At 36.7% G+C, this 26,957-nt stretch carries 36 protein-coding genes and 1 pseudogene; 14 read left to right on the top strand and 23 right to left on the bottom strand.

Features of this window, described 5'->3' with window-relative positions; genetic code table 11:
• Positions 1-57 precede the first annotated feature (57 nt).
• Together H4J67_RS13720 and H4J67_RS13715 are read right to left on the bottom strand one after the other, a co-directional pair.
• Positions 58-1,527 (bottom strand): M48 family metalloprotease, encoded by a 1,470-nt coding sequence (locus tag H4J67_RS13720; protein WP_259368605.1) that lies wholly within the window; start codon positions 1,525-1,527, stop codon positions 58-60.
• 5 nt (positions 1,528-1,532) lie between these two features.
• Positions 1,533-2,168 carry a hypothetical protein gene (locus H4J67_RS13715; protein WP_182204045.1) on the bottom strand — a complete coding sequence of 212 codons (636 nt, stop codon included), beginning with the start codon at positions 2,166-2,168 and terminating at the stop codon, positions 1,533-1,535.
• Positions 2,169-2,321: 153 nt separating this feature from the next.
• Here H4J67_RS13715 and H4J67_RS13710 point away from each other — a divergent pair, with 153 nt between their 5' ends.
• On the top strand, positions 2,322-2,567 hold the full coding sequence (locus H4J67_RS13710) for a sulfurtransferase TusA family protein (RefSeq protein WP_182169627.1): 246 nt from the start codon (positions 2,322-2,324) through the stop codon (positions 2,565-2,567).
• Positions 2,568-2,576: 9 nt separating this feature from the next.
• Positions 2,577-3,650, top strand: a complete 1,074-nt coding sequence (locus H4J67_RS13705; protein ID WP_182169624.1) for an AI-2E family transporter — start codon at positions 2,577-2,579, stop codon at positions 3,648-3,650.
• Between the two features lie 21 nt (positions 3,651-3,671).
• Here H4J67_RS13705 and H4J67_RS13700 read toward each other — a convergent pair whose 3' ends face one another.
• Genes H4J67_RS13700 through H4J67_RS13685 form a run of 5 tightly spaced genes read right to left on the bottom strand, consistent with a single transcriptional unit; the run spans position 3,672 to position 5,924 of the window.
• Positions 3,672-4,043 carry an AAA family ATPase gene (locus tag H4J67_RS13700; RefSeq protein WP_310740618.1) on the bottom strand — a complete coding sequence of 124 codons (372 nt, stop codon included), beginning with the start codon at positions 4,041-4,043 and terminating at the stop codon, positions 3,672-3,674.
• 10 nt (positions 4,044-4,053) lie between these two features.
• Positions 4,054-4,272 (bottom strand): ATP-binding protein, encoded by a 219-nt coding sequence (locus tag H4J67_RS20755; protein WP_259368604.1) that lies wholly within the window; start codon positions 4,270-4,272, stop codon positions 4,054-4,056.
• A gap of 59 nt (positions 4,273-4,331) precedes the next feature.
• Positions 4,332-4,841 carry a YgjP-like metallopeptidase domain-containing protein gene (locus H4J67_RS13695; protein WP_182204043.1) on the bottom strand — a complete coding sequence of 170 codons (510 nt, stop codon included), beginning with the start codon at positions 4,839-4,841 and terminating at the stop codon, positions 4,332-4,334.
• Positions 4,842-4,894: 53 nt separating this feature from the next.
• Positions 4,895-5,374 carry a thioredoxin-dependent thiol peroxidase gene (bcp, locus tag H4J67_RS13690; RefSeq protein ID WP_182204041.1) on the bottom strand — a complete coding sequence of 160 codons (480 nt, stop codon included), beginning with the start codon at positions 5,372-5,374 and terminating at the stop codon, positions 4,895-4,897.
• A 22-nt stretch (positions 5,375-5,396) separates the two neighbouring features.
• Positions 5,397-5,924, bottom strand: a complete 528-nt coding sequence (locus H4J67_RS13685) for a glycine cleavage system protein R (RefSeq protein WP_070373882.1) — start codon at positions 5,922-5,924, stop codon at positions 5,397-5,399.
• A 355-nt stretch (positions 5,925-6,279) separates the two neighbouring features.
• On the opposite strand from H4J67_RS13685, the gene bamC reads away from it, so the two are divergent.
• Entirely contained in the window at positions 6,280-7,365 is a 1,086-nt protein-coding gene (bamC, locus tag H4J67_RS13680) for an outer membrane protein assembly factor BamC (protein ID WP_182175540.1), read from the top strand.
• Between the two features lie 175 nt (positions 7,366-7,540).
• Here the strand turns inward: bamC and H4J67_RS13675 are convergent, their stop codons facing one another.
• The 7 genes from H4J67_RS13675 to H4J67_RS13645 form a co-directional block, all read right to left on the bottom strand.
• Positions 7,541-7,771, bottom strand: a complete 231-nt coding sequence (locus H4J67_RS13675; protein WP_182175541.1) for a hypothetical protein — start codon at positions 7,769-7,771, stop codon at positions 7,541-7,543.
• On the bottom strand, positions 7,764-8,456 hold the full coding sequence (locus H4J67_RS13670) for a M15 family metallopeptidase (RefSeq protein ID WP_182204039.1): 693 nt from the start codon (positions 8,454-8,456) through the stop codon (positions 7,764-7,766). Before H4J67_RS13670 ends, H4J67_RS13675 begins: the two co-directional genes overlap by 8 nt.
• A 5-nt stretch (positions 8,457-8,461) precedes the next feature.
• Positions 8,462-9,625 carry a succinyl-diaminopimelate desuccinylase gene (gene dapE, locus H4J67_RS13665; protein ID WP_182204037.1) on the bottom strand — a complete coding sequence of 388 codons (1,164 nt, stop codon included), beginning with the start codon at positions 9,623-9,625 and terminating at the stop codon, positions 8,462-8,464.
• The gene (locus H4J67_RS13660; RefSeq protein ID WP_182175544.1) at positions 9,622-9,969 is read right to left on the bottom strand and encodes a Spx/MgsR family RNA polymerase-binding regulatory protein; all 348 of its coding nucleotides are present in this window, start codon (positions 9,967-9,969) and stop codon (positions 9,622-9,624) included. Before H4J67_RS13660 ends, dapE begins: the two co-directional genes overlap by 4 nt.
• 14 nt (positions 9,970-9,983) lie before the next feature.
• The gene (locus tag H4J67_RS13655; RefSeq protein WP_182175545.1) at positions 9,984-10,364 is read right to left on the bottom strand and encodes an ACT domain-containing protein; all 381 of its coding nucleotides are present in this window, start codon (positions 10,362-10,364) and stop codon (positions 9,984-9,986) included.
• Between the two features lie 547 nt (positions 10,365-10,911).
• Positions 10,912-13,035, bottom strand: coding sequence for a phosphate acetyltransferase (pta, locus tag H4J67_RS13650; protein ID WP_182175546.1), 2,124 nt, complete (start codon positions 13,033-13,035; stop codon positions 10,912-10,914).
• Between the two features lie 4 nt (positions 13,036-13,039).
• On the bottom strand, positions 13,040-14,254 hold the full coding sequence (locus H4J67_RS13645) for an acetate kinase (protein WP_182175547.1): 1,215 nt from the start codon (positions 14,252-14,254) through the stop codon (positions 13,040-13,042).
• 190 nt (positions 14,255-14,444) lie between these two features.
• Here H4J67_RS13645 and yfbV point away from each other — a divergent pair, with 190 nt between their 5' ends.
• Positions 14,445-14,876 carry a terminus macrodomain insulation protein YfbV gene (yfbV, locus tag H4J67_RS13640; protein WP_182204035.1) on the top strand — a complete coding sequence of 144 codons (432 nt, stop codon included), beginning with the start codon at positions 14,445-14,447 and terminating at the stop codon, positions 14,874-14,876.
• A gap of 23 nt (positions 14,877-14,899) precedes the next feature.
• Here yfbV and rlmA read toward each other — a convergent pair whose 3' ends face one another.
• The gene (rlmA, locus tag H4J67_RS13635; protein ID WP_182175549.1) at positions 14,900-15,715 is read right to left on the bottom strand and encodes a 23S rRNA (guanine(745)-N(1))-methyltransferase; all 816 of its coding nucleotides are present in this window, start codon (positions 15,713-15,715) and stop codon (positions 14,900-14,902) included.
• Between the two features lie 16 nt (positions 15,716-15,731).
• Positions 15,732-16,538: an exodeoxyribonuclease III gene (xthA, locus tag H4J67_RS13630; RefSeq protein WP_182204034.1), complete on the bottom strand. Its 807-nt coding sequence runs from the start codon at positions 16,536-16,538 to the stop codon at positions 15,732-15,734.
• Between the two features lie 204 nt (positions 16,539-16,742).
• On the opposite strand from xthA, the gene H4J67_RS13625 reads away from it, so the two are divergent.
• Complete coding sequence (locus tag H4J67_RS13625) at positions 16,743-17,288, top strand: VC2046/SO_2500 family protein (protein WP_182175551.1); 546 nt, start codon at positions 16,743-16,745, stop codon at positions 17,286-17,288.
• Positions 17,289-17,490: 202 nt separating this feature from the next.
• Here the strand turns inward: H4J67_RS13625 and H4J67_RS21270 are convergent, their stop codons facing one another.
• From H4J67_RS21270 to H4J67_RS13610, 3 genes are all read right to left on the bottom strand, one after another.
• Positions 17,491-17,598 (bottom strand): SEC-C metal-binding domain-containing protein, encoded by a 108-nt coding sequence (locus H4J67_RS21270; protein WP_182204032.1) that lies wholly within the window; start codon positions 17,596-17,598, stop codon positions 17,491-17,493.
• Positions 17,583-18,092: a YchJ family protein gene (locus tag H4J67_RS13615; protein ID WP_182175552.1), complete on the bottom strand. Its 510-nt coding sequence runs from the start codon at positions 18,090-18,092 to the stop codon at positions 17,583-17,585. The genes H4J67_RS21270 and H4J67_RS13615 overlap by 16 nt, the downstream gene beginning before the upstream one ends.
• 95 nt (positions 18,093-18,187) lie before the next feature.
• Complete coding sequence (locus tag H4J67_RS13610; protein ID WP_182175553.1) at positions 18,188-18,679, bottom strand: hypothetical protein; 492 nt, start codon at positions 18,677-18,679, stop codon at positions 18,188-18,190.
• A 122-nt stretch (positions 18,680-18,801) separates the two neighbouring features.
• Here H4J67_RS13610 and H4J67_RS20750 point away from each other — a divergent pair, with 122 nt between their 5' ends.
• The 9 genes and pseudogenes from H4J67_RS20750 to H4J67_RS13570 all read left to right on the top strand — a co-directional run bounded on the left by H4J67_RS20750 (position 18,802) and on the right by H4J67_RS13570 (position 23,908).
• A complete protein-coding gene (locus tag H4J67_RS20750; RefSeq protein ID WP_259368603.1) occupies positions 18,802-18,936 on the top strand; it encodes a hypothetical protein in 135 nt (44 codons plus the stop codon).
• A 250-nt stretch (positions 18,937-19,186) separates the two neighbouring features.
• Positions 19,187-19,845 (top strand): annotated as a pseudogene (locus H4J67_RS13605) (response regulator).
• Positions 19,845-20,369: a sensor histidine kinase N-terminal domain-containing protein gene (locus H4J67_RS13600; protein ID WP_182175554.1), complete on the top strand. Its 525-nt coding sequence runs from the start codon at positions 19,845-19,847 to the stop codon at positions 20,367-20,369. The pseudogene H4J67_RS13605 and the gene H4J67_RS13600 overlap by 1 nt, the downstream one beginning before the upstream one ends.
• Positions 20,370-20,402: 33 nt before the next feature.
• Positions 20,403-20,819, top strand: coding sequence for a histidine kinase dimerization/phospho-acceptor domain-containing protein (locus tag H4J67_RS13595; RefSeq protein WP_182175555.1), 417 nt, complete (start codon positions 20,403-20,405; stop codon positions 20,817-20,819).
• 9 nt (positions 20,820-20,828) lie between these two features.
• On the top strand, positions 20,829-21,260 hold the full coding sequence (locus H4J67_RS13590; RefSeq protein WP_182175556.1) for a cell wall metabolism sensor histidine kinase WalK: 432 nt from the start codon (positions 20,829-20,831) through the stop codon (positions 21,258-21,260).
• Between the two features lie 32 nt (positions 21,261-21,292).
• A complete protein-coding gene (locus H4J67_RS13585; protein WP_182175639.1) occupies positions 21,293-21,667 on the top strand; it encodes a cupredoxin domain-containing protein in 375 nt (124 codons plus the stop codon).
• Positions 21,667-22,464, top strand: coding sequence for a hypothetical protein (locus H4J67_RS13580; protein ID WP_182204031.1), 798 nt, complete (start codon positions 21,667-21,669; stop codon positions 22,462-22,464). The genes H4J67_RS13585 and H4J67_RS13580 overlap by 1 nt, the downstream gene beginning before the upstream one ends.
• The gene (locus tag H4J67_RS13575; protein WP_182204029.1) at positions 22,461-23,165 is read left to right on the top strand and encodes a hypothetical protein; all 705 of its coding nucleotides are present in this window, start codon (positions 22,461-22,463) and stop codon (positions 23,163-23,165) included. Before H4J67_RS13580 ends, H4J67_RS13575 begins: the two co-directional genes overlap by 4 nt.
• On the top strand, positions 23,165-23,908 hold the full coding sequence (locus tag H4J67_RS13570) for a DUF1461 domain-containing protein (protein WP_182175559.1): 744 nt from the start codon (positions 23,165-23,167) through the stop codon (positions 23,906-23,908). Before H4J67_RS13575 ends, H4J67_RS13570 begins: the two co-directional genes overlap by 1 nt.
• A gap of 206 nt (positions 23,909-24,114) precedes the next feature.
• Here H4J67_RS13570 and H4J67_RS13565 read toward each other — a convergent pair whose 3' ends face one another.
• The 4 genes from H4J67_RS13565 to H4J67_RS13550 form a co-directional block, all read right to left on the bottom strand.
• Positions 24,115-24,516, bottom strand: coding sequence for a lysozyme inhibitor LprI family protein (locus H4J67_RS13565; RefSeq protein WP_182175560.1), 402 nt, complete (start codon positions 24,514-24,516; stop codon positions 24,115-24,117).
• A 71-nt stretch (positions 24,517-24,587) separates the two neighbouring features.
• Positions 24,588-24,890 (bottom strand): YciI family protein, encoded by a 303-nt coding sequence (locus H4J67_RS13560; protein ID WP_182175561.1) that lies wholly within the window; start codon positions 24,888-24,890, stop codon positions 24,588-24,590.
• A gap of 40 nt (positions 24,891-24,930) precedes the next feature.
• Positions 24,931-25,497, bottom strand: coding sequence for a septation protein A (locus tag H4J67_RS13555; RefSeq protein WP_182175562.1), 567 nt, complete (start codon positions 25,495-25,497; stop codon positions 24,931-24,933).
• Positions 25,498-25,664: 167 nt separating this feature from the next.
• Complete coding sequence (locus H4J67_RS13550) at positions 25,665-26,897, bottom strand: Xaa-Pro peptidase family protein (RefSeq protein ID WP_182175640.1); 1,233 nt, start codon at positions 26,895-26,897, stop codon at positions 25,665-25,667.
• Positions 26,898-26,957 lie beyond the last annotated feature (60 nt).

Here is a 26,957-nt window from a genome sequence, read left to right as displayed (position 1 = left end):
GTTAATCAATAAAATAGGCCGTCATAGCACCTATTATAAACGTTTCTGTAATATGGATTACAGTCTTTTAAGTTTTTGTTCTTGATCTTGAAATTGCAATATTCGTGCTTTGATACGTTTTTCAACTAACGGTTGATTATCTGTAAAATTGTAGCCTGTTTGTAATTCATCGACCGCACGAGCGTATGCCCCTAAAAGTGCAAAAATTTCGCCTTTTGTCGCATGCATAAGTGCTTTTTTATCTTGTTTTTCATAGACAGTCGTTAATATATCATAAGCGATAAAATTACCGGGTTTAACTAATAGGTAGTCCTGTAATAGTACTTCAGCTTCTGAATAATGACTGCTTTCAACAAGAGCGTTGGCAAAGTTTAAGGTAACAACTTGATTATTTGGCATCAATAAATTAAGGGCACTGAGCATAGTAAGCGCTTTATTTAATTCTTTTGTTTTAATATAAACATCGGTTAGTGCATCTGCATAGAATAGATTGTTTTTATCTTCTCTGAGCAATCTCTCAAGTATTTTTTTAGCCGCTTGATAATCTTTATTTTCAAATAATGATAAGGCTAAGCCATAGTTGACCGCGGCTCTATAAGTGTAGTCTTGTTTCTTTATACTATCTTCAAAAGTTGCAATATTTTCCAGAGCCGTTGATTCGTAACGTGCTTGAATACGCGCTTTTGCGAGCGCAAAGTTTAAACTAGGAGCTAAAGGACGACTCTCTAAACCATGAGCACGTACACGCGCTTCGGCAATGCGAGATTCAGGTACTGGATGAGTTAATAGCATTGCTGGTGGCTTTGAAGTATAACGATATTTTACTGCCATCTTTCCAAAAAAATCGGGGGCACCTTGCGGATCAAAACCGCTTTGTGCTAGCAGAGCAATGCCAACACGGTCGGCTTCTTGCTCATTGCCACGGGTAAAATTAATACTTGATTGCTTTGACGCAGCCATTGCTGTGGTTAATGCAGCCATACCAACAGATGGATTAACTAATGCCAGTAATATCCCTGAAATCATTGCTGCAGTGGCTAGTGGTTGATTTCTAGTTTGAGACTCAAGCCTACGGGCTAAGTGGCGTTGGGTTACATGAGATATTTCATGACTGATTACCGAGGCTAATTCGCTCTCTGTATCAGCGAGGGTAATTAAGCCACTATGAATGCCAACATGCCCACCAAAAAAAGCAAAGGCATTGATTTCTTTATTTCTAATGATAAAAAATTCAAAGCTGTAATTAACATCTTGGGCATTCTTGACTAAACGGTTGCCTAAGTCGTTAATATATTCAATTAAAACAGGGTCATTGACCAACGGCTGAGAAGCGCGAATATGACGCATCATCGCGTTACCTATCTGACGTTCTTTATCAACAGATAGAACGCTAAATCCAGCAGTGCCAATTTCTGGAAGTTTATTTTTATTATTTTCCTGGGAAAAGCCGTACGGGCTAGCAACTAATGTTGTTAATGCACAGGTAAATAATAATGATTTTATTTTAAGCTTATGTTTATAAGGCAAATTAATTATTCCGTATTTAGATCCGGTGTATCAAGTAAATCAGCGATAGTGAAGTTTGGTTTTCCTCTATATAACTCTTTACAAAAATCTGCAATCGAATAACCCACTACATCAACTATTTCAAATGATTGACTCAGTTGAGCTATTAGCTCCTGTACACGTTTATGTGAGTACTTGATTAACGCTAAATCTGCTGGATCACCACTTTTAAAAGTAAAAACGATAAACGAAATTAAACTACTGATCCTAAACAGCATTTGCATATTTTCGGGTGACCATTGCACAAATGGACATAAGGCATTTTTTGATAATGGTGTGTAGAGTCGTTCACCTTTGACTATCGGATAACAGTGAAGTTCATAATTTTGTTCATCATAGCAATGACGTAAGGCTATTTTTGGCTTTTGGGTAACCTTAACATTGCCATGGTTATTAGCAGTCGTCTCTAAAAATGCATAGTTCCAATTACTTTTCTCAAATAATTGTTTATAGGCACTATCAAAACCATGCGTTAAGATCCCGTCCATATCACTAATAGAAGAGGCCGCCATATGATAGATAGCAGGTACATCACCCCAATTAAGTTTCTTTTTATAGGCAGTAATTTCTTTTAAACTAGCTGTTATCGGTAACTCTTTCATTTCACCTCAGTACTTATTTGCCATCAAATCAAAATAAATAATACAATAACATTGTAATCAATTGTCGCAAATTAGATAATCAAACAAAAGGTTTGTTTACTGTTATTGGTGACAATTATTGTTATCTGATGATTTTTTAAGTGGTATGTAGTGATGATCTATGAATATGACGCCAGTGCAGAAAAATGTCCTGTGCCATTAGTACAATTGCGATTATTGTTAAAAAAAATGTCGCATGCTGATTTTTGTTTACTGAGAATATCTGACCAAGGCTCTATTAAGGATATTCCTAAACTATTAATGATACAAGGTTACTACTATAAAGAGTCTTGGCTTGAAAAAAACACCCTTGAACTTTTTATTAGTAAAGCCCCTCAACCCCTTTCATCCAACAGGTAAGTTATATAAATGTTTTCATTATTTTCTCAATGGTATAAGCGTAAGTTTTCTGATCCAAATGCAGTAACTTTATTGGTTATTCTTTTGTGTGCTTTTCTTTTTGTCTTTTTATTTAATAATTTACTTATGCCGGTCTTTGTTGCTATTGCAATTGCTTTTTTATTAGATTTACCTGTCTATCGTCTAGTTCGTATTGGCTTATCAAGAACACTTGCCGTGAGTATCGTTGTAGCGGCGTTTATCGGTATTTCTTTAGTCGGTATTCTTGGGTTAATGCCTGTTATTTGGCAACAAAGTAGTAATTTATTACAAGAAGTACCGCAAATGGTGTCTCATGGACAAACCTATTTGTTGACACTTCCTGAGTTGTATCCTGATTTAATTGATGCCAAACAAATAGAAACATTAATTTCTGCCGTCAATGATAAGTTAATTGAATGGGGACAAGTTGCCTTAAAAGCTTCTCTTAATTCTATTTCTGATATTGTTGCTTTGATGATTTACTTAATTCTAGTGCCGTTAATGGTGTTCTTCTTTCTAAAAGATAAAAAAGTATTAATTTCAAATTTTACCTCATTTCTTCCTAAAGAACGTTTAATGGCGACGAAAGTAGGCGATGAGATGTATCAACAAATTATGAATTATATTCGTGGTAAGGTAATTGAAATCCTTATTGTTGGTGCTGCATCGACCATAGCCTTTATCGTCCTCGGCCTAAATTATGCGGTATTACTTGGTGTTTTAGTGGGGTTGTCGGTACTTGTGCCATATGTAGGCGCTACCATTGTCACTTTTCCTGTTTTGTTGGTGGCTTTATTTCAATTTGGCACCGGTAGCGAATTCGGTTATGTAATGATAGCTTATGGTATTATTCAAGCTATTGATGGCAATATTATTGTGCCATTATTATTTTCAGAGGCGGTAAATCTCCATCCAGTAACGATTATTGTTGCTGTTATTTTATTTGGCGGCATGTGGGGTTTCTGGGGAATATTCTTTGCTATTCCCCTAGCAACCTTAGTTAAGGCCGTTTTAAATGCTTGGCCATCAAATAGTGACTTTCCTGAACAGGGTACCGCTTAAAGAGGTGCTCTAAGGTAAACTTTACCCTGAATCTTTTTGATACTGCTCGATAATTTTTTCAATGGTCGTGATACTAAACATAACTTTATTGATAAAAGATTCAGCACTTTGAATTAAGTTAAAATTAGGATGTTGTGACCAAATAGTCTGTAGTTTATCGTCAAGAATGATAGCCACTTTTTCTGATTCATTGCGAATGGGATTATTACTTTTGATACTTTTACCTGATTTTGGTGCACTTTCAAAAAAAATGACCGCATCGTAACGTGCCAACTCATCAGCAAGCGTGGTATCCATCGCTTGGAAAAACTCATCATCATTGCCTGGCCAATAGGCTAGGCCGTCTAAAGAGCCTCGGTCACATAAAATGATGCTGTGCTCAAAGTCGCTCACTGAATATCTTCTAAATGTTTTGCAAATTAAAAATAGCAGTTTGTTGTGTTTTTAGTACATGATTATTATTTGAACGAGCAATGCCGCCATTGAAAATCATCGTTGCTGCTTCGGGGACGGTCGCTATTTTTCCTGAAAATTCACGGCGAATAAGATCAACAGCTGTGGTTTTAACGCCGCCAGGGCCGCCAGTAAGTACGATACGTTTTTTTACATCAGTAATATTCATCAGCATTTTTTATAAGGATATTTTCATTACTGTAGCTTGCGTTAAATTAAGCTTCAAGCTTAATTGTAAATATCGCCAAATAACTCTACTTGGGTCAAGTAAATACGTAAATCTAGCTCTATTTGGTGATAATCTGCTTGCATATGCCGACAAAGCATATAGAAATTTTTTTTATGCTCTTTTTCTTTCAAATGGGCAAGTTCGTGAACAACGATCATTTGCAAAAATGTTTCTGGCGTTTTTTTAAATAAAGTGCCAATGCGTATTTCATTTTTACTTTTCAGCTTACTGCCTTGCACCCTTGATACATAAGTGTGCAGGCCTAATGCGTTATTAATAACATGAATTTTATCGTCGTACTTTATCTGGCTTAATGGTTCAGACTTCTTTAAGTACTGATTTTTAATATCCATTACATAGCTGCGCAGGGCTTTATCGTTATATATTTGATGGGTAACAGGGTATTTTGCCAATAAATAGGCAGATAACTTCTTGGTCGTTATCATTGCTTGTACTTTATGTTGAATATCTAGAGAATAGGCTGAAAGGTATTTTAAAGGAGCAGGCATTATAGCATTCTATTTATGCGGCTAGCCTAAAACAAATAAGCTAACCGTTACGGTTAATTTTTAGTCGTTAGGGTTAAAACGTCTAAAACAACTTCATGGTGGTTTTTTGTCTTGAATTTATTAAATACGTGGCTAATTTTGCCATCTAAGCCAATTAAAAAACTTAAACGATGGATGCCGTCGTATTCTTTTCCCATGAACTTCTTTAATCCCCATACGCCAAAGGCGTCAGCAACACTGTGATCAACATCTGACAATAACGTGAAGTTTAATGCATCGCGCAGACAAAACTTAACTAACTTCTTTGGTTCGTCGGGACTAATCCCAAAGACTATTGTATTTAATTGTTCAAGTTCGCTTCTACTGTCTCTTAGTCCTTGTGCTTGCACAGTACAACCTGGGGTCATGGCTTTAGGGTAGAAATAGACCAGTACTTGTTTTTTACCAATATAATCAGCTAAAGCGACTTTATCGCTATTTTCATCAAGTAAAGTAAATAGTGGTGCGGTTTCGCCAACAGTTATTGTTTTCATGGGTATCCTGCTTGTATGTAGTTTATATAAGGTTTGAATTCACTTTTTTAATGCAGCCTTGCACATCAACTTGTTCGCAGAGTTCAAAGTAGTCGCTTTCTAGCTGTGCAATACTTGTGTCTTCGGTTAAGGCTATTAAAATGGTCGCGCGCATTTGATTAGTGACAGGGTCAATTTCTGATTTTAACGATGATAAGTCAATATTGCGAGTGGCAAAAAATGCGGTCACCGCTTTTAATAAACCAGGTTGGTCGATACCGGCATAATCAACTTGATAATGATGGGTGAACTCTCTTTTTTTATAACCAGAGGTTCTTTTCATCATGGTGGTTAATTCAAGCTTGACTGCTACGCCAGGTAACTTATTTTCAATTTGATTAATCGCTTTCGCACTGCCACTTAATAACATAATCAAAGAAAACTCTAGGCCAAATATCGCCATTCTACTGTCAATAATATTACAGCCACATTTACTCGCTAGCTTAGTGAGCTCACTAACACTTCCTGTTCTGTCTGCACCCATTGCTGTGAGTACTAAATATTGAGACATAGTTAGCCTAAGTAGTTTAAAAAGTCGCTATTGTAACGTATTTAAAGCAGATAAAAACCGCTATTAAAGCGAGAATATATTTATTTGTTATTTTTCGAGTTGAATTCTTGTGTTTGTAAAAACAGCCAAGTACCATAGTGCCCATTAATTTGTCTGATAGTATACTTGTATATGCTGATCAATAAAATCTATAGATAATATTGGAACTTAATACAGATAATTTACTCAAAGAGCAGATTAAAGTTTTCGTTGTCTACATTTAATCTACATTTAATGGTTTCAAAGTTAACTTTTATGGTCAGTTCAATATAAGAACCAACTTTTAAAGATTCAGATTGTATCCTCAGGAGTGTTAATGAATCGTCGTATATTTTATTTTTCCTTGTTAAGTCTTGCAGTAACAGGTTGTGGCAGTGTTAATAACAAAAGCGCTATGGGCGATTTTGAATACGCCAAAGTCAAAGAAGCTAAACAAATAGGTGTTCCGACAGGTTTGAATAAGCCTGAAGTCAATGCAAAGTTTTTTATCTCAGACGCCATCAATAATAAAGGACCAATTGGCCAAGATGTTGATGTCAGAGCACCTTCATTGGTTCTTCCTGTCGCTTCATCTTCACGTGTTGTTGCAGGTACAATGAACGCTAAAATTTGGTTTGACCAAATATTAGAAGACACTGATTTAAAAGACTTTATCACTGAAGCGCTGCGTGAACAACTCGCGAGTGATGGTGTAGAGTTAACGGCTATCGGTAATGATAACAACGTATTTGAGTCGGCTTGGTACCATGAAGAAGACGTTTCTGGTTACTGGTTATTTAAAACGGTAGATAGCAGTGAGAGCATGCGTTTTACCTACCAGTTTGAAAGTAAACCTCATGGTCGAAGTGTCGCTTTAAGTGTTAAATTAATTGATTACATGCGCACCGACATGAAAGGCGCAAGTAAAACAATGGACATCATTGACAAACAACGCGCAGAAATGGCGATGCTTAATGAGGTTGTTGCTCAGGTTGATTTTAAATATCGATTGCAGCAACGTGAAAACCGTTTAATGCGAGCTAATCAAAAATTTGTCACTATTGGTGAAAATGCCCAAGCAGAGCCAGCATATATTGCTGAAATTGATATTGAAATGCTTTGGTCAAATATGCCATTGTTTTTTACAGATTATGGCTTTGAGATAACAGATCTTAATGAAAGTAAGAAAATATACTTTGTTGATTTTGTGAAGCCTGAAAATAGCTTATGGTCAGTTATATGGGGAGATGACGTTCCTGTTATTGATCTTGACCAAGCTAAGTACCAATTTGTACTTAACGATGAACAAGGTAAAACCTCGGTAACTATCTATGATGCTGATGGTAATCCTTTACCCGTTGAAGTACTAGAGCGTATTTTTCCAGTAATGGAAAGAGGCCTATCTTTTAGAGATGCTTTTTAAGGTGCTTTAATTGTGCTTTTTTAAAATAAAACGCCGCTAAATTTTTTAGCGGCGTTTTTTTACAAGTAAATTATCTACAGTGCATCTTAACATCTTAACGGTATTTGAAATTTTGTTGAAGTCAGCCTATTTTTATCAAGATTTACTCTTTTTTTAAACAGACTGCTTGGCTATTTCATCGATTTAAATGGCTAGTTCGTTTTTTTTCTTTTGACTCTATCGGTTCAGTTGATACGATAGTTGGCATTTTATGGGCTTTGTTATGACTGCGCGGCAGTGTTTCTTCTAAATCATTTAAGCCTTGCTTTCGTAAAGGTGTATTAGCATTTTGTTGAACAACACTAAAATTACCAATTATTAAGGCGAAAGCTGCAATAATAATAACGATGATTAACCAATTATCCATAGTGAATACTCCCAACATTTTGAATATATTGCTGATAAATAGTTGATAGGTTCTGAAGAATCTCTTCTTTCCCCAAGATATCTGAGCTTAAAAGAACCGAATTAAGCAGGTTCTCAGTTAATAACCTTTCTCCATGTTGCGCTATTGGCCAATAAGATAAATGCCAAGGCTCTACAGCGACACCACCGCGAAATTTATCGTAAGGAAAGTAAAATCCAAAGCAACTAGCATGTTGAGTTAGCCATTGGTTTAATGGATAAAAAGGCCCCTCAACAGCAAACTCCCATGGCTCTAACTGTAGCTTTTCATCGTCAGCTAATAAATTTTTAGCATAGATATCGATGTCGCATCCCCAATGATGTCGACTTGCCCCAGGAAGTGCCGAAAAGTATAAAATACCCTGAACAATTTGTTGTTCTGTTATTTTATTAATATCTAGGGTTGCCCCTTGCATATCTTTAATCGCGAGCTGACCTGAAAACTTTCGGTTCCAAATAGTTAATTGTCGAGTAAAGTCTCTATAACCACTGGCGATTTTCAGTTCAAAGCCGGCCAACTTTGCTTTATCAGACATAGCTTGCCATGCCGTTAACGCTTGGCGATGAATTCCTGTCTGCTCATCTAACCAAGTAATATGGCTATTGTCGTGGCCAGTTAATTGTCTGTTAGTTAATATTTCAGTCATTAAAGTTAAGCTGTGGTTGTTGGGTCAGTGAGTGCATTAACCAGTGTATGATAATAAATATCAGTAAGTAAAATTAAATCATTACAGCTAACACTCTCGTTGACTTGATGAATAGTGGCATTGCACGGTCCAAGTTCAATCACTTGTGCACCCGTAGGGGCAATAAAACGGCCATCTGAAGTGCCACCAGATGTTGATAATTCAGCATCAATATTGGTGACTGTCTTTATAGCTTTTACCGCAGAGTCAAGCAAAGTGCCAGGTTCAGTAATAAAGGGCTTACCATTAAATGTCCATTTAATTTCATAGGTTAATTGATGTTTAATAAGGACAGCATCAATTTTATCGATGATATTTTGAAAATTTAATTCAGTACTAAAACGTAAATTAAACCATGCGGTTAAATGGCCAGGTACAACATTAGTTGCGCCAGTACCCGACTCGATGTTTGATAACTGAAAACTCGTTTTAGGAAAATAAGCATTACCGTTATCCCAGTGCATTTGACTAAGTTCGACTAAAGCAGGCATAGCTAAATGGATAGGGTTTTTTACATGATCAGGGTAAGCAACATGGCCTTGTTTACCGTGAATGATTAGTTCACCAGAGATAGAGCCGCGGCGACCATTTTTAACGATATCACCGACCCTATCAGAGCTGGTTGGCTCACCAACAATACAATAGTTAATTTTCTCATGACGAGCTTCAAGGGTATCGATAACACGCGTGGTGCCATTGATAAAAGGCCCTTCTTCATCACTGGTAATAAGGTAAGCTATTGAGCCCTTATGGTCGGGATGATCATTTACAAAGCGTTCTGTAGCAATTAGCATTGCGGCTAAGCTGCCTTTCATATCTGCAGCACCACGCCCGTATAACATGCCACCAATAATGGTTGGCTCAAAAGGGGGAGTATGCCAAAGCGCTACGTTACCTGCGGGAACAACATCAGTATGACCGGCAAAGCAAAATACTGGCTCAGTCGTGCCGCGTCTTGACCATAGATTGGTCGTATCTTCGAAAACCATGGTTTCATTGTTAAATCCCAAAACGCCTAGACGCTCTGACATCATTTTTTGACAACCAAAATCTTCAGGGGTTACTGACGGGCGGGCAATTAAATCTTTCGCTAACATGATAACGTCATGTTCTGTCTTTAACTTACTCATGATAAAAATAGTGCTTGATATACTGGCTCTTTAAAACCCACTTCAAAGGCGTTGTTGTGAGCGATTAAAGGTCTTTTGAGTAAGGTCGGTTGAGCCAAAACTGCTTGGAAAATAACATCATCAGTTAAATTTCCCTTAATCGCTTCGGGTAGGTTTCTAAAAGTGGTACTACGTTTATTGAGTAAAACTTCCCAAGAGCTGTTGCTGACAAATTCATTGAGTAACTCAGGCGTTAATGGTTGTTTCTTAAAATCAAAAAAAGTGTACTCAATATCTTGCTTATCAAGCCATTTTGTCGCTTTTTTAACCGTGTCGCAATTATTTATGCCGTAAATAGTGGTCATGAAAATCCCTTAAACTAAATTATTTGGTAATCATTAGATATCAATGCAGTGGTTGCTAGAGATACATTATTTGATTTTACTAAAATATAATCAGTATCAAAAGTAGATATAGCAAAAATACTGATTTTTTCATTGGCTAAAATTGTTGATATTTTTGATAAAATACCCGTTAGCGTAAAATCCAATGGGCCGACAACTTCAAGTGCTTGCCAGTCTTTTTCAACTTCATCACTAACAATGTTGATACTTTGAGGTAATACAATGGATGTTTCTTCATAGGTTTTTGCAATAAAAAAGATTGGTGTATCAAACACAGCTTTTGGTATTTCGATATCGCTGGCTAAACTATGAATAGCAAACGTTTCTTCAAGTAATTTGAGGGTAAGAGTGCTCATTGAACGTGACCATTAGGAAAAAGGTCACTATAGCGTTTACTGGCTAATTGTTAAAGCAAGGATAGTTATCTTAACCAGATTAAGTATCGTCAATGCTTTTCTTTAGCAGTAAACAGCAGATATTAATAAGATAACGCAAGTTTACTTGATCTTGTCTCGCGACTCCCCTCTCGTTTGTTGATAGATAAATAATATGATGTTTATTTAGATTTTATTGTATTTTATGGCAATAATAACTTGTTATTTATAAAAACAGCATCAAACGTGGAAAAGTTAATGTATTCTTGCTGGTTAACCTGTTAAATCATCATTAATAGTTATTAATAATATCCACAAAAGCTGTGGGTATCATTGTGGGTAACTATTGCTTTAATGGTTATCTTTATGTTTTTAAAGGTTAATTTTAGCTGGTTATTTTTTGTCTAGTGGCTAAAAATTGATTGAATTATAAATAGTTATTAAAATAGTCAACTGTATATAAAAGCAGTCTCAAGCCAGTAAAAATATAAGCTAAAAGGTTAATAAACTAACCTTTTAGCTGAGTAAACTATACTTTTGCTTGAATGGCTGTTAAGGCAATTGTATAGACAATATCATCGACTAAAGCACCACGAGAAAGGTCGTTAACCGGTTTTCGCATGCCTTGTAACATTGGCCCAATACTGACTAAGTGTGCAGAACGTTGTACCGCTTTGTAGGTGGTATTACCGGTATTTAAATCAGGAAAGATGAATACATTGGCTTTACCCGCAACAGGGCTGTTAGGCGCTTTTTTCTTGGCAACATTTTCCATAATGGCGGCATCATATTGCAGTGGTCCATCAATGATCAAATCAGGTCGTTTCGCTTGCGCGAGTTTGGTTGCTTTTGCTACTTTTTCTACATCGGCACCAACCCCTGAACTGCCCGTGCTGTAACTTATCATGGCTACCTTAGGGTCAATGCCAAACTTTATTGCTGAGTCTGCTGATTGTATCGCTATCTCAGAGAGTTGTTCTGCAGTCGGCTCAGGGTTTATTGCACAATCACCATATACTAGGACTTGCTCAGGTAATAACATAAAGAAAACAGATGAAACTAATGAACTTCCTTTAGCCGTTTTAATTAATTGCAGGGCAGGGCGTATCGTATTTGCAGTGGTATTAATAGCTCCAGAGACTAAACCGTCTACTTCACTGAGTTGCAACATCATTGTTGCTAAGACCACGTTGTCTTGTAGTTCTTGTTTTGCAACCACTTCGGTTAATCCTTTATGTTTTCTCAACTCAACTAAAGGAGCAATGAAGCGGTCTCGAATTAAGTTGGGGTCAGTAATTAATAATCCTTCTGGTAATTGAATACCCTGTTGTTCTGCAATCAATAAAATACTTTCTTTATCACCCAATAACTGACAACGAGCAATGCCACGTTCAACACATATTGCAGCAGCCTTAATGGTTCTGATATCTGTGCCTTCTGGCAAAACAATGAGTTTATTTGCACTGCGGGCAAGTTCCGTGAGTTTATGCCTGAATGCAGGTGGAGACATTTGGCTACTTTGTGCAACATTTTCGGACAGTTGCTGTAACCAATTCACAGACAAATTATCAGCAATATATTCCTTTACTTTTTCATGACGTTGAATATCATCTGCAGGAGTTTCTGGGTTGTAGTTCATTAAATGACGAGACGTCTGCCAAGTATCCCAAGGCACAGAAAGCACGGGTAGGCCGGCCTCTAAAGCTTGTTGACAAAGTGTCATTACTTGTTTGTTAGGTTTATAGCCGTTAGTCAACAATAATGCCCCCACTTTTGTACCATTTAAAGCTGATAGACAAGTGGCGATAATAATGTCGGTTCTGTCCCCAGGAGTAACAATTAATCGACTTGGTTGTAGATGGCTCATTAAATTGCCGACGCTGCGTGCACAAAAACTAATACTACGGATACGGCGATGCGACATATCACCGGTATTTAACACTTCAGCATTGAGGTAATTACAAATATCCATGACCCGTGGTGCGATTAAGTCCATTTCCCATAAGGCAGTACCTAACAAGTCAAAATGACGATTTTTAAATATCGATAAATTAATCAGCGTAGCGAGGTCGAACTCACTATTAAAATCACTTTCACGAGGCAGTAATCCATACTCATCTTTGTCGGGACTATTAATGTTGTTAATAATACAACCAATAAGGCGTTTGTTTTTTATTCCGCCAAACGTTTCCGCACTAACTTCTAAACGATCCTCAAACTCTTCAGCGCTATCGTTATCGGGGGCTGCCACCAAAACAATATCTGCTGACAGTGCTTGAGCAACATCTCGGTTGATCCTTCCCGCGTAAGGTTGGCGTGTTGTTGGTATTAGTCCTTCAATAATTATTACATCATATTGTTTTTCAAAGTGATTGAAATCTCCAACAATTTTTTCTAAAACAATATTATGCTTACCATCGCCCATTTGTTGTTCTACATAAGCTAATGATACAGAAGTCCCTAAGTTTGGTGTATTGAGCTTACTTTGAACGGTATTATCTTTGTGGGCCAATAAACGATGAGAGGGTTGACTTATTGGTTTAAAGTGGCCAACATTTATACCTTTTTGCTGACACGCATGAAGTAAGCCTTGCACAACACTGCTAAGTCCAACGCCAAAACCTACTGGGATCAACATGATTCTATGTGACATGACTTTATTCCTTAGTTGAGCTGTTATTATATAAAAGTTGTGAGGTTTGCTCGGCAATAACCCACTCTTCATTTGTTGGAATAACTAAAATAGGACGAGAGTTTTCTGTATTGATATTACCCGCCTTGCCAAAGCAGCAAGCTTGATTCTTATCGCTTGCAACAAAGAAATTAAGTAGGCTCAATTGATCAATAATATTGGCTCTAATTAGCGTCGAATTTTCGCCAATACCGCCGGTAAATATTAAGGCATCGATTGATGTTAAGCTGGCAGTAAAAGAAGCAATTGACTTTGCAACACGGTAGCAAAATATATCTAATGCTAACTTTGCTCGTGGATTTTTATCCTTTAACCAAGCTTCTTCTATTTCACGACAATCGTTGCTTAACCCCGAAACGCCCAGAAGGCCGCTTTCTTTATGTAACAAATGGCTCACTTGCGCTGTGGTATAACCGAGTTGATTGATTAGGTGAAAAATAATACCCGCATCAACATCGCCGCTACGTGTACCCATCATCAGACCTTCCAGCGGTGTTAAACCTAAGCTAGTATCGACACTCTTACCATTTTTAATCGCTGTAACACTGCAACCATTGCCTAAGTGAGCACTGATAAAATTACTTTCATTAATACTTTTATCGAGGGCTTTAGCCGCTTGTTGTGCAACAAAATAATGGCTTGTACCATGAAAACCATAGCGTCGAATACCATGCTCTTGATAGAGAGCGTAGGGAATACCATAAATATAAGCTTTTTCTGGCATCGTTTGGTGAAAAGCTGTGTCAAAAACGGCAACTTGCGGCACATCAGTAAAAACAGCTTCCGCGGCGTTAATACCCATCAAATTTGCTGGGTTGTGTAATGGGGCAAGCTGAGACAAGTTACTGATGGTGTTTTTTACTTCATCAGTAATTAACGTTGGCATACAATAGTGTTCACCACCATGGACAACGCGGTGGCCTATGGCACATATTTGTAAATTTAATTGTTGTGAAACTAAGCTGTCAACTAAAGCCATTATCGCTGTTCGATGATCAAATGGATGAGGTATAGCCGTGTGCTTTTTTTGTCCCTTAACGTTAATCTTGATGCTCGCTTGTTCGGATAATAAGCGCTCAGCTAGTCCTGATAGTAATGTTTCGCCGTTTTCTGGTTTAATTAAAGAAAATTTTAAGGATGAACTACCGCAATTTAACACTAAAATTAGATTTTTTTTCATGGTTTTATTTAATGCTCATTTATTAGGTGGTTAATTTTTTATTACAATACGTTAATTGAAATGATTATAGACCAAATATAGCGTTAAAATATTAATATGAACTAAGGAAGTTAACTTTAGGTAGACTTCATTAAAACTAGTTACAACTTTGTGCTATCTTTTAAATAACAGTTGTTATAATGTATTGTCTATGAGTATGAGTGTAGTAGAACTAATTAAGCTAGGTCGAGAGTATATGCGACTTTGGCCGCAGCGAGCAGAGTTAGGCAATTATTTTGCCGAGTATCAAGCTGTTCAAATTTGTCGTTTGGCTTTTCGCTATTTACCGGGTATTGCGTTGTTTTCTTTTATTATGCAACTTTACCTAGGATCGATGACATTATCACCACAGGCGTTAGTTTATAGCTTATTTATTTTAAGTATTCCACTACAAGCACTGTTAATGCTTGGCGTCAAAGCCGATAAATTTTTGCCGCTGGCACTCGCCTCGTGGTACAAAGAAAGTGTTGCTAGAGTCAATGAGGCGGGTGGTTCCATAAAGTTATCACTGCACAAACCACGTTTTATTGATTTAGCTAAACTGCTTAACATCAGTCATCAGTCACAAAATTCTAAATTTTAAACGTTTAACGGTTGAGTTAAACGTTAATTGACCGTATTTTTATAAAGACGTATCAAAAAATCAGCTTGGCAAGTGAAATTATTTCTTGTTTTTAAATCGTTAAGTAAGGCTTCAGTCGTTTTAAAGGCAAAAGGGGTCATTGCTAATAAGTTAATAATATCTTCACCTTCAGCAAATTTCATTTCATAGTTCACTTCTTTTTGTGCAATCAATGTTAAATTTTCAATAGGACTTTTAGTCATATCATGTTGTTGCGCTGTTCGGTATATTAATGCTTTTAGTTCTATTAAATGATTTTTTGCTGGCGTTACTGTGACTAAATAGCCATTAATAGCTAATACCCGAGTGAATTCTTCTTCAAGAATTGGTGCGTAAATAGAGTTGATCCAAGAAAAGTAGTTTTCACTAAAAGGCAACTGTGACAAGGTGGCAACGCTAAATTGACAATCTTTATATTTTTTAGCGGCATTTTTAACCGCATTTTTTGCAATGTCAATACCATAAACACGGTTGGTAGGCCTTACATACTGTTGAGTATAAAAACCTTCACCACAGCCAGCATCAAATACCGGCTTTGTTATATCACCATATTGTTGATATAGAGATTGTAATTCATCAGCGAGCGGCTGATAAAAGCCTTTATCTAGAAACTGACGACGTGCGTTAACCATGGATTTATTATCACCGGGGTCTTTTGAATGTTTATGTTGAACGGGCAATAAGTTTACATAACCTTCTTTTGCTTCATCAAAGCTATGATTGTTCTGACAACGATAGCTTTTGTCAGTTAACACTAATGATTTTTTACAAATGGGGCAAACGTATTGAGCAAGGAGCATAGTATTTACTCAACAGCTACTTAAAAGTAGACCAAATCGGCGCGTGATCTGAAGGTTTTTCAATAGCACGTAGTTCGTAATCAATATCGGCTTCGATACATGTTGCCGCCATCTTGTGCGTTGCCAAAACGACATCTATGCGTAAACCACGATTATCAACAAAACCTTTAGAACGATAGTCAAACCAAGAATAACGTTCCGCTTTTGTTGGATGCAATTCTCTAAACGTATCTTTAAATCCCCAAGCCATTAAAGTTGCAAGCCATTCTCTTTCTTCGGGTTGAAAGCTACACTTGCCGGTCTTTAACCAACGCTTTTGGTTAGGCTCACCAATACCAATATCTAAATCAGCGGGTGAAATATTAATATCTCCGATAATGACAACATGCTCATTTGGGGTATGGTTGTCATTTAAATAGGTCATTAAGTCTTTATAAAATTGACGCTTATAGGGATATTTTGTTTCATGCGTGATGTTATCGCCTTGCGGGAAATAACCGTTTAATACCGTTACTTTTTCACCTTGTTCATTGGTGGTTTCAATCATCACCATACGTTTTTGAGACTCTTCAGTATCGCTAGCAAAGCCCATTTTAACAATGTTGGCTGCTTTTTTACATAACATAGCCACACCATAATGTGCTTTTTGACCATGAAAATAAACGTGATAACCCATAGCTTCAACAGCTTCAACGGGAAAAGCATCATTATGAACTTTGATTTCTTGTAAGCCAATAATATCAGGCTGGTGCTTATCAATGATGGCTTGAAGTTGGTGTAAACGCGCACGAAGGCCGTTAATGTTAAAGCTAATGATTTTCATAAAAGACTCGATATTGATTTTTTCCACATGCTACCAGAAGTTATCAGAGAAGGTTATTATTAATTGCTCGTGAAGTGAATTAGGTACTTATTAACTTCAACTTTTTAATAGACAGGTAAATGTGTAAATAAATAAAAATTAAACTCAACTAAATTAAAGGATTGCCGATATAAGCTTTAGAGAAAATAATAAAGTTGAAGTACATTGCTTACAAAGTCAGTTGACAGTCAAATTCTGGTACACGAATTACAATTAGGTGAACAACTTAATGTAAGTGTGCACAGTGCTCGACGAGCTGACTTTTCACTCTTATTGGCAATGTTAAGTGATGACGTACCTAGCCATAGTCAATTTTCTTTGCCAAAAACTGTCGTTGATACTAAAACGATTAATGATGCAAGCTTACGTAAAACGTTTGACCTTCCTGATAAAGCACCTTTATCGCTAAATGAAAATCACAGCACGGCAATATTTGATCAAGCAGAACTTATTCAGCAGAATAACCTAGCAGAATTACGTTTATCAAATGCTTTGTTGCCTAAACCGCTTGCTTTTCGAGATGATAAAAAGCATATCAGACAAGATGTATTAAATAATACCTCGCTGTATTGCCAGAAAAAATTTAATCAACAAAAGAATAATACGCCGCAAGAAATCGACAGTTCAAGGTTAGCATTTGATACTAAAGGTTGGCTTAATGCCGTGCATAATACTATCGTTAAAGCGCCGTTACTTGATGCTATAGCATAAGGTTATTGCATTAGCGCGCTAATAAAATCGTTCGTGTTGAGGTTATTTATGACTAACTTTTTCAGTTTACTGGCCTGAGCATTTTTGAACTTGATTATTAATTGTTGAGTTAACTGGCTGCAGCATTGTCTACATTTTTTATTACTATGACAAAAGCATCGCCGGTTTCTTGTGCAGGAGATATGATTGTTAATTGTCGAATCTAACAAACACAGCATTGCCTAAATTTTTTATTGCTATGACAAAAGCATCGCTGGTTTCTTTTGGGAAAAGCTTGATTGTTAATTGTTGAATTTACCGGCCACAACATTGTTTAAATTTTTTATCACTATCGCAAAAGCAAGCTTGGTTTCTTTTTGGCGCTATCAGCGCTTCATTGTTACTGACTTCTCCATCTAAATATCGCCATTGACCCTTTTCCACAACAAAGCGTGATGTTTCCTTCACCAGAAAATACTCACCTTGATATTGGTAGTAAGCCGAAAAGCAAACCGTCGGTAAGTGTTGCCCTTTATTGTCAGCGTTTACAGCATTTTGATCATTAAGCTCGGTATAATCACTGGCAGCATTAATGGTTAGTTTTAACCATTTGGTTTCTTTGGCCCATGCTGATATATCAGCGATTGATTGTAATGCTCTGCTAGCTTGAGCATAAGTCTGATAAATATAATCAGCTGCTTCTGTTGCATAGGCGCTATAGCGAGAGCGCATCAATTGCTCTGGTGATTGTGCACAGGTCTCTTGATTTATTAATAAGCAGCAGCATTGCTGAAAACTAATATTTGAACCACATGGGCATTGCATAAAGTCGACATTATTTTAGAAAAGTAATTGATCTATTTTAGCAGAGCAAAATTTTATTTTCTGTTTTAATAACGGCAAAATCGCTTCAAACTCAATTAATGTAACAATAAAGAAGAATCCGAAAGAGTGACGTAACTTTTTAGTCGTTGCTGGTTTAAACGCTTTTGAGTTTGCTTGGTTAAAATAATGCATTGAGTTTGTCCTTTTTCTGCGAATTGAGTGAGTTGGCTTAATTGTGATTTATCTAAGGTGGCATTACACAAAATAACAGCCGAACAGTGACCTTTTTCTAAAGCATCTTTAATAGTATTTAGTGAGATGTTACGGTGATGAAGATTAACTTTTAAGATTTTTTTAGGGTCTATTTTTCCTTGAACAGACAATTGCTGAAGCGGCTTCTCTTCAGGGTTTATCATCAGGATCCATTTGTTATCTAAATCATGATTTTTGAAAATTTCAGTATACTGCTGAGATAGTTCAATGGTATTAGCAATACTTCTAACATCACACCAATTGTGTTTTGTGATAGCCATATTTGTAGTTTCTAATGCTAAGGTGTTGGTATTAATGTGATTTATTGAGTTCATTTTTAAAACCTCGATATACTGTATGTATGTACAGTATATCGTTTTTGGTGTTTATTCAAGCACTTTTTATAATTAATATTAATTGATCATACTGAAGGATCTAATGCGATAAACGTCAGTAAATGCACGAAAGTAGTACCAACAGTATTGAAGATACCCGCACTATTGATTGGCGCAATGCTGTGCTTGGGTATTTTAGTGACAGACAATTATTAACGCTTAAGCTTTCCTTAATAAAAGTTTGTTATTTTCATTAGCCAAATATTCAAGGTAAAGACCTCCCTATGAATAAACGCTATTAACCTTCATTATTTTATGGGGAATATTTCTGTAATAACCGACAATAGTGGTGAGATAAAACACCTTGAGTCGTTCACAACTACGCCATGGTTAGTCTTCTGTTCACTGTTGATAATTTTCGACCGTAAAGTATTAATAAGCTGGTTTAGAAAAGGCTAGATAATATAAAAACCATCAATAGTAATTTTAAATTGTTATAGGAAAAACATGCGTATATTGTTAGTTGAAGACGACATACCCTTGGCTTTGGGACTACAGCAGTCACTTCGTCATCAAGGCTTCGTTGTTAATCATGTTGATAATGGTAAGGCAGCAATTTTAGCATTGTCTGTGCCAGATCAAGACTTAGTTATTCTTGATTTGGGTTTACCTGATATTGATCGATTGGCAGTGCTTAAGCGAACTCGTGATCGTAAGCTCGGTATTCCAGTTATTATTTTAACTGCAAGAGATCCTCTTGAAGATAAAGTTAAAGGCTTAGACTTTGGTGCAGATGATTACCTGGTAAAGCCTTTTGAAATTAGCGAATTGTTAGCGCGCCTTCGCGTGATTGAACGGCGTTTAGGTACGGCAAAGCCGGCATTGATTATTTGCTCAGACGTGGCAATTGATACTACGGCGCATAAAATCCTTATTAAAGATGAAGAATTAAAATCGTCAAAAAAGAGTACATGGTATTAAAAGCATTGATGGAAAATGCCGGTCGAATCCAATCTCGAGAACAAATTGAATCGCGTTTATATGAATGGGGAGAAGAAGTCGCCAGTAATGCTGTTGAGGTACATATACACAACTTAAGAAAAAAATTGCCTGAACAATTTATAAAAACAGTCAGAGGCGTTGGTTATACGGTTAATAAAACCTAATGTCGATTTGTCGCTACTTAGCGCTTGTTTTACTATCAATCATCACTTTGATGACATTTTTTGCTGTTATACAGGGCTATAAAGCCAGTATGGAACAAGCAACTAATCTATTTGATGAGCAATTAGTTCTTGTCGGTAAAACCTTGTTAGCGACCTCTGCGACTATTTCTGATAAGAGTGCCGAAAATCGATTAAGTGCAGCAACAGTGGTCCCTTCTAACCATATTGCTTATCAAGTCTTTAGCAATAATACTTTATCACTACGCACAGATAATGCACCTGAACAGTTAATTACTGAGTTACCTGCAGGTTTTACTGACCTTAATTTTATTGGACAGCGTTGGCGAGTATATATAGAAACATCAACAAACGAACAGGCGCAAAGAAGTCAATTAACAGTGCTGGTTGCTCAACCGCTTGAACAAAGATTTTCACTGGCTGAACAAGTTATATTATCTGCTGTGACTCCTATTATTTTAGTTATCCCCTTTATTGCCTTATTTATTTTTATGGCGATTCGTTAAGGCTTAAAACCGTTAACTGTTTTGCGCCGAGAATTGTCAGAAAAGAAAATTAATGACTTATCAAAGCTTTCTAGTGAGACATCAACAAAAGAACTACAACCGGTTATTCAGACACTAAATCTGTTATTTGAACGCTTGTCGGCGGCTTTTTCAAGGGAACGTTATTTTGCTTCTGACGCCGCTCATGAATTAAGAACGCTATTAAGTGTGCTCAAAATTAATGTTCACAATTTACAAATAACCCAAAGTGAAAACCTTGACAGCACAGGGCAGGCTTCGTTAGTGCAATTAGGTCAAAGTGTTGACCGAATGGCTCATGTTGTCGATCAAATATTAACGTTAAATCATACTAATCCTGAACAACTCACCATAGCAGCGACTAAGCTTGAATTACAAGGATTGTTGCAACAAGTGATCAGCGACTTATACCCTGAAATATTGCAGCATTAGCATGATATTTTGTTAGAAAGTGAAGCCACAATTATTTATGCTAATGAATTTGCTTTATTGACCTTAGTGAAAAATTTAATTGGTAATGCCTGCAAATATACGCCTAAAGGAGGGCATGTTTTGGTTAAAACGCTGATTGATGAAGACAGTTTTACTCTGACTGTTGAAGATTCTGGTCCTGGTATTGACTCCAGCGAATACCAGCGAGTTTTCGATCGCTTTTATCGTGTAGGTGGAGATAGCCATCACTCTACTGTGGTAGGATGCGGCTTAGGCTTAGCGATTGTTCAGCATATTGTTAAATTGCATCATGCGAATATTATTTTAGAAAAATCGACGAAATTAGGTGGTCTTAGCGTGTCAGTTACGTTTCTACAAAAGACTCAAGCAGTTGACTTACATTTACATCAGTTTGAACAAGAATGGGAGGGTAATAGGTGAAGGCACCTGCTATTTTTATAAAAAAGACCAGTATCATCAGTCTCTTTATCTCTTTAATCTTTAGCCCAAGTGTCTGGGCTGAACGAGTTGAGTATGTCGTAGAATTGAAAGATCATTTGTTTTTTCCAGCGGTTATAAAAATCCCACCGAACAAAAAAGTTAAACTTGTTATTTATAATCGAGATTCAACCCCTGAAGAGTTTGACAGTTTTGACTTAAATCGAGAAAAAGTTATTTTCCCCCATAAAAGAGCCGTTATTTTTATTGGCCCATTACCCGAGGGGAAATATAACTTTTTTGGTGAGTTTAATCCTAATAGTGCCAAAGGGACCATTATCGTTACCCCTTTGCTTGAAAGTAAAAAAGCAATTAACGCTACTGTTCAAAACATAATAGGAGGTGCTTAATGTTAATTAATACCGTGCTTTTGTTTTTGAGTAACAGTTTAGTTATTTTTATGGTGTTAGCCTTGTTGTTATCGATTAAAAATAAGTTTCAACTCTGTGGTCTTACCCTTATAAGTGGTGCGCTATTGGGGATTTTGTTTATGTTATTGCTTTGGATTTATATCGATGTGATTAGCCAAATGTTTGATGATACCGGGCTTGAATGGTTCTATGCGAGTATACATATTCTTGTTTATATTCTGATTTTACATTTTATTCATCGTTCACATATCAGCGTTAGCACCGCCAATAACAGTCGTCAATCTTGGTATGCTGGCGTAATACTCGCGTTCGTTATTATGCTACAAGGTACTAACTTTCTCATTTACTTTATTGGATATTGGTCGCAAACCGATATGGTTAATTCACTTTTTATTGGCGTTGTATTAGGTACAGGAATTTGTATTAGTATCAGTATACTATTGTACTTTTTTTGCTTGTTTCTCAATGAACGTTTGTATGGTCGAAGCACAGAAGTTATTTTTATTTTATTTGCTTGTGGATTATTTAATAAAACCAGCGATTTATTACTAAAAATTGATTTTTTACCCAGTAGTCGTATGATTTTTGATGTTAATTTTATTATTAGAGAAAAGTCTGAATTAGGACATTTTTTGAAAGCTTTATTTGGTTACGATGCAAGCCCAACGCTATTACAAATTGGACTTTATCTTGGCGCTTTATTTATCGCACTTTATTGGTGTCAGTTTCCCCAAAAACCTTGGCGGATCCCTCACTTTAAGCAGGCTGTATCATGAAAAAAATATTTTATGTTTTAACGTTACCCTTGTACAATCTTTACAGCGTTCTTGCTTTTGCTGATGGGGTAGTGGTTGATAAAGTGTATCATCCGTACGTGTTACCCAATGAAAAAGAAGTTGAATGGCGGTTACTGTCTCACCAAACGGAAAAGACCAATGACTTAGCGCAGCGCTTTGCTTACGGGCAGTCTGTACTTGACAATCTGATGGTAGAATTTTATATCGTTGGCGAACGCGATAGCGATGGAAATTTTGGTTTATCTGCTTACGAAATAGAAACCCGTTGGATGCTAACGGAGCAAGGTCAGTATTGGGCGGATTGGGGCATGCTTTTTGAATTTGAAAAAGAACATAATAAAGACAGTTGGGAAGTGACTTCAGGCTTGTTGTTTGAGAAAGAAATAGGGCGGACCAGTTTAAGTATTAATGCATTTTTGATTTTCGAGTGGGGTAATGACATTAAAAATGAAATAGAAATGGAATTTCGCGCTCAGTATCGTTATCGCTGGCTACCACAATTTCAACCCGCAATTGAGTTATATTCAGGTGAAGATTATGTCGGTATTGGTCCAGCTTTCATGGGAATTCAACGCTTTGATCGACAAAAACAGTTGAAATGGGAACTCGCCTTTATCACTGGACTGAATGGCGAAAGCAAAGATCATATTTTGCGCGCGGCTATTGAGTTTGAATTTTAATGAACCGCATTTTACCACTAAATAGACGCCACGCAGCGACCTTCTTATGGCTATGTTGTTGTTGTTTTTTATTACTTTTTTCGCTAGGGCTAAGTTGGCAAGTCAATAAAAGTGTTAATTTTTTTTATAAGTTTTGGTACTCACCATTAAATATTGAACAAACGATAAAAACCTATGTACCACAGAATACACAAGGTAAACAGGACTTTGCCCAGACAAGCCGCGAGCAACATTTACAAAGCTTTAGCGAAATAGTTGATGAAATTCATAATAATGGCGAGGGTCTGGCAAGGTTAAGTTATTTCAATAACGATAACCAGCGTCGCGCTTTACTGACCAAACCTGAGGTCGTACATTTACAAGATGTCAGTGTTTTAATTAACCAATTACGTACAATATCAGTGATTAATGTCTTATTACTACTGATTACGATTGTTGGCGTATCCCGTTTTAAACAGCCAAAGCCAGCTAAAAAAGAGCGCTATCTGGCGATAATTATTCCCACTGTTTTATTTGTAGCTGTGTTTGCACTGTTTGGTTTTACCGATGTCTTTTACTATCTGCATACGGTGGTCTTTCCTGATAATCATCAATGGTTTTTTTATTATCAAGAGTCATTAATGAGTAGCTTAATGAAAGCACCTGACTTATTTGCTGCAATAGCATTGTCGCTCAGTGTTATCGCAGCGGGGATTTATATGTTAATTTATCGATTATTAATGACAAAAATCTTTAGCAGCTAATCGTGTTCGTCAGTGCGTTGACATCTTATATACGGAATAAATTATCATGAGCATTGAAGTGAATTGTTTGAAAGTCAGCAACTAAAAGTAAGTTTTGGCGAGCATAAAGTCATCAATTTTTAGACGATTACCGCGGGTGGTAAGGCGAGTTATATTTCAGCCAAGCAACTGTTTATATAACAGTGTACTGGGCTGAAATAGTAGTACTAGGGGTTAATTGATTCTAATTCTTTAATACGGCTTTGACTCACTAAAATATAACACTTCTTGTAGGCAGAAGCCGCACCCGTTCCCGGTGAAATAGCAAGGTACTGCCATCGACAGTCATTTTCTCTAAAGGTAATGAAATTACGTTGTGAGCGTTTAAACATATTTAATGCCGCTTTTCTACCGGTTACAGAGGCAAACTCTTCAAGGATGAACACTTGATTGTTTATCCATGTTTGTAACTCTCTATCTACCGCCTGTTTAACTATGTCTAGACAGCCTGATAAGCCTGAGGTTGTTTTTTGGGTCAGCTCACATTCATCAATAGACTTTTTTGCGTAGCTAACATTGGATAAAAAACAAAGGGCTAAGGCTAAACAGTAGAAAGAAATTTTGCTCATGATACTTTTCATTATATTTATAAGTTTATGGTTAATCATCGGATCATAGGTAAAGTAATAATAGCTTAACTTTATGCGGGTAGTACTTTTTTATAAGGTTTTACGGTCACTTTTTTATAAACACCCGCGTCAATATAAGGGTCTTTATCTGCCCATACTTGGGCTTGGGTTAAACTCTCAAATTCAGCAACGATAAGCGAACCAGTAAAGCCTGCATCACCAGGATTTTCATTATCGATTGCCGGACAAGGACCGGCAACTAATAATCGCCCTTGGTCTTGTAATTCTCGTAAACGTGCTAAATGTTGCTCACGTACTGACATTCTTAAAGCTAAACTATTTTCTACGTCTTCTGAATAAATAAGATAAAACATGTTGTTTCCATAAATTTTGAGGGTTATATAGGTTAAGTGATTACTCTTTTTCTTCAATTGCTCTGTCACTTTCTTCATCATCATCGGGTAAATGTTTTGATAATAATAAAATTGAGGCGATTGAAAAAACAAACATTAGTCCGGTTAAACCGAATACTTTAAAGTTTACCCAAGTGTCTTGGTCAAAATTAAAAGCGACGTATAAATTTAATATCGCGAAAAATGCGAAAAAGAGCGCCCAAGCTAAGTTTAACTTACGCCAAATATTCTCAGGTAAAGTTAATGACTCATCGAGGAAGTCTTTGATGATGTTTTTATTAAAAATTTTATCACTGACCATAAGTGCGATTGCAAAGAATAAATTGATGATGGTGACTTTCCATTTGAGAAAAGTATCATCATGTAAAAATATTGTCAGCCCACCAAACACCGCAATAAGGACAAAAAATATTAAGGTACGTTTAGGGATGGGTTCTTTTTTGTAAAGATAGTAAATTATTTGCGCGGCGCCAAGAATAATTAAAGCGCCAGTTGCCCAATATATATCAACAAATTTATAAACAATAAAAAAAACAACGAGGGGGAGATATTCAAACAGAGCGTGCATAGTATTAAATCTCCAACCAACCTTCGTTTATAAGTGAGTTAATTCTACTCAATGCTTAAGCATTAGCCAAACAATTATTTGGCTAATGTGAACTAATAACGTGAAATACAAGCGAAAACGTTACAAGTTATTAACTGAAAGGATTAACTTTTTTTAATTAAAATTAACTAGCCCTTCATTAGTCCAAATGGGTCATCGATAGAATATGATGGTTCAGTAAACCATTTTGCCCCATGCTCACTCATATAAAAATGATCTTCTAGGCGAACACCAAACTCGTCTGGCACCACTAACATCGGCTCATTAGAGAAACACATACCTACCGACAGGGGTGTTTTATCACTGCGAACTAGATAAGGCCATTCATGAATGTCTAAACCTATGCCGTGGCCGGTTCTGTGGGGACAACCCGGTGTTTGATAATCAGGTCCCATTGCTTGGCTGGCTAAATAATCACGAGCGGCAATATCAACATCACCACAAGGTACGCCAAGTATTGCTGCGTTAAATGCACTTGCTTGGGCATTTTTTTCAATCAGCCACATTTGACGCTGACGTGGGTTAGCTTCACCAAAAACATAGGTTCTGGTGATATCTGAATTGTATCCTTCTAACTGACAACCGCTATCAATAAGCACTATATCGTTAATGTCTAAAGTCTTTGGATTTTTTACGCCGTGTGGAAAAGATGAATCTTCACCAAAGAGCACAATACAAAAGTAAGATCCTGCAGCGGCGCCAACCTTTATGTGGGCTTGATTGATAAAGTCAGTAACTTCTTGCGTACTGATCCCCTGATATAATATTTTAGCGACGGCTTGATGTACTGCCATCGTCATATTTTTAGCCTGTTGGAGTAAAGCTATTTCAGCTGACGATTTCTCACTACGACAACCAGCTGTAATCGCTTTTGCATTGATCAGTTGGTAATTGTTTGGGCTACTGTCGGCACATTGTTTAATACCATCAGCAATGAAGAATGCGGTTGACTCGTCAAGCGCAATATTGCCTGAGCCAATACCCATGTTTTTTAAGGTTTCTATAAATAATTGATAAGGATTTTCATGTTCTTGCCAACCATTAACTTTACCTTTAATGGTCATATACTGACGTAAGGTATTGACCTCAAAGAAGGGGGTAATATATTGAATGTCGCCTTGCTGTGGGATTATTGCCCCAACCATACGTTCACTAGCATACCATTTTGTGCCCGTAAAATAATAGAGGTTAGTGCCAGCATCTAAGTAAGTTGCCTCAATATTATTATCTTTCATTAATTGCTGAGCTTTAGCGATACGTAACTCAAACTCATTTGAAGAAATAGGCTCAACATCGCCAGTCATATTGTTAAGTTTGGCTAGCTCTGTTTGTGCATCAGAGCCTCCTACACCTATAGTCATTTTTTGTGTCATCAGCGTCCCAAAAGTAATGTATATTATTTCGTTATTATGACATGAATT

This window comes from Colwellia sp. BRX10-4, from assembly GCF_014077465.1.
Lineage (GTDB): Bacteria > Pseudomonadota > Gammaproteobacteria > Enterobacterales > Alteromonadaceae > Colwellia_A.
This window is presented reverse-complemented; position numbering and strand designations above follow the sequence as displayed.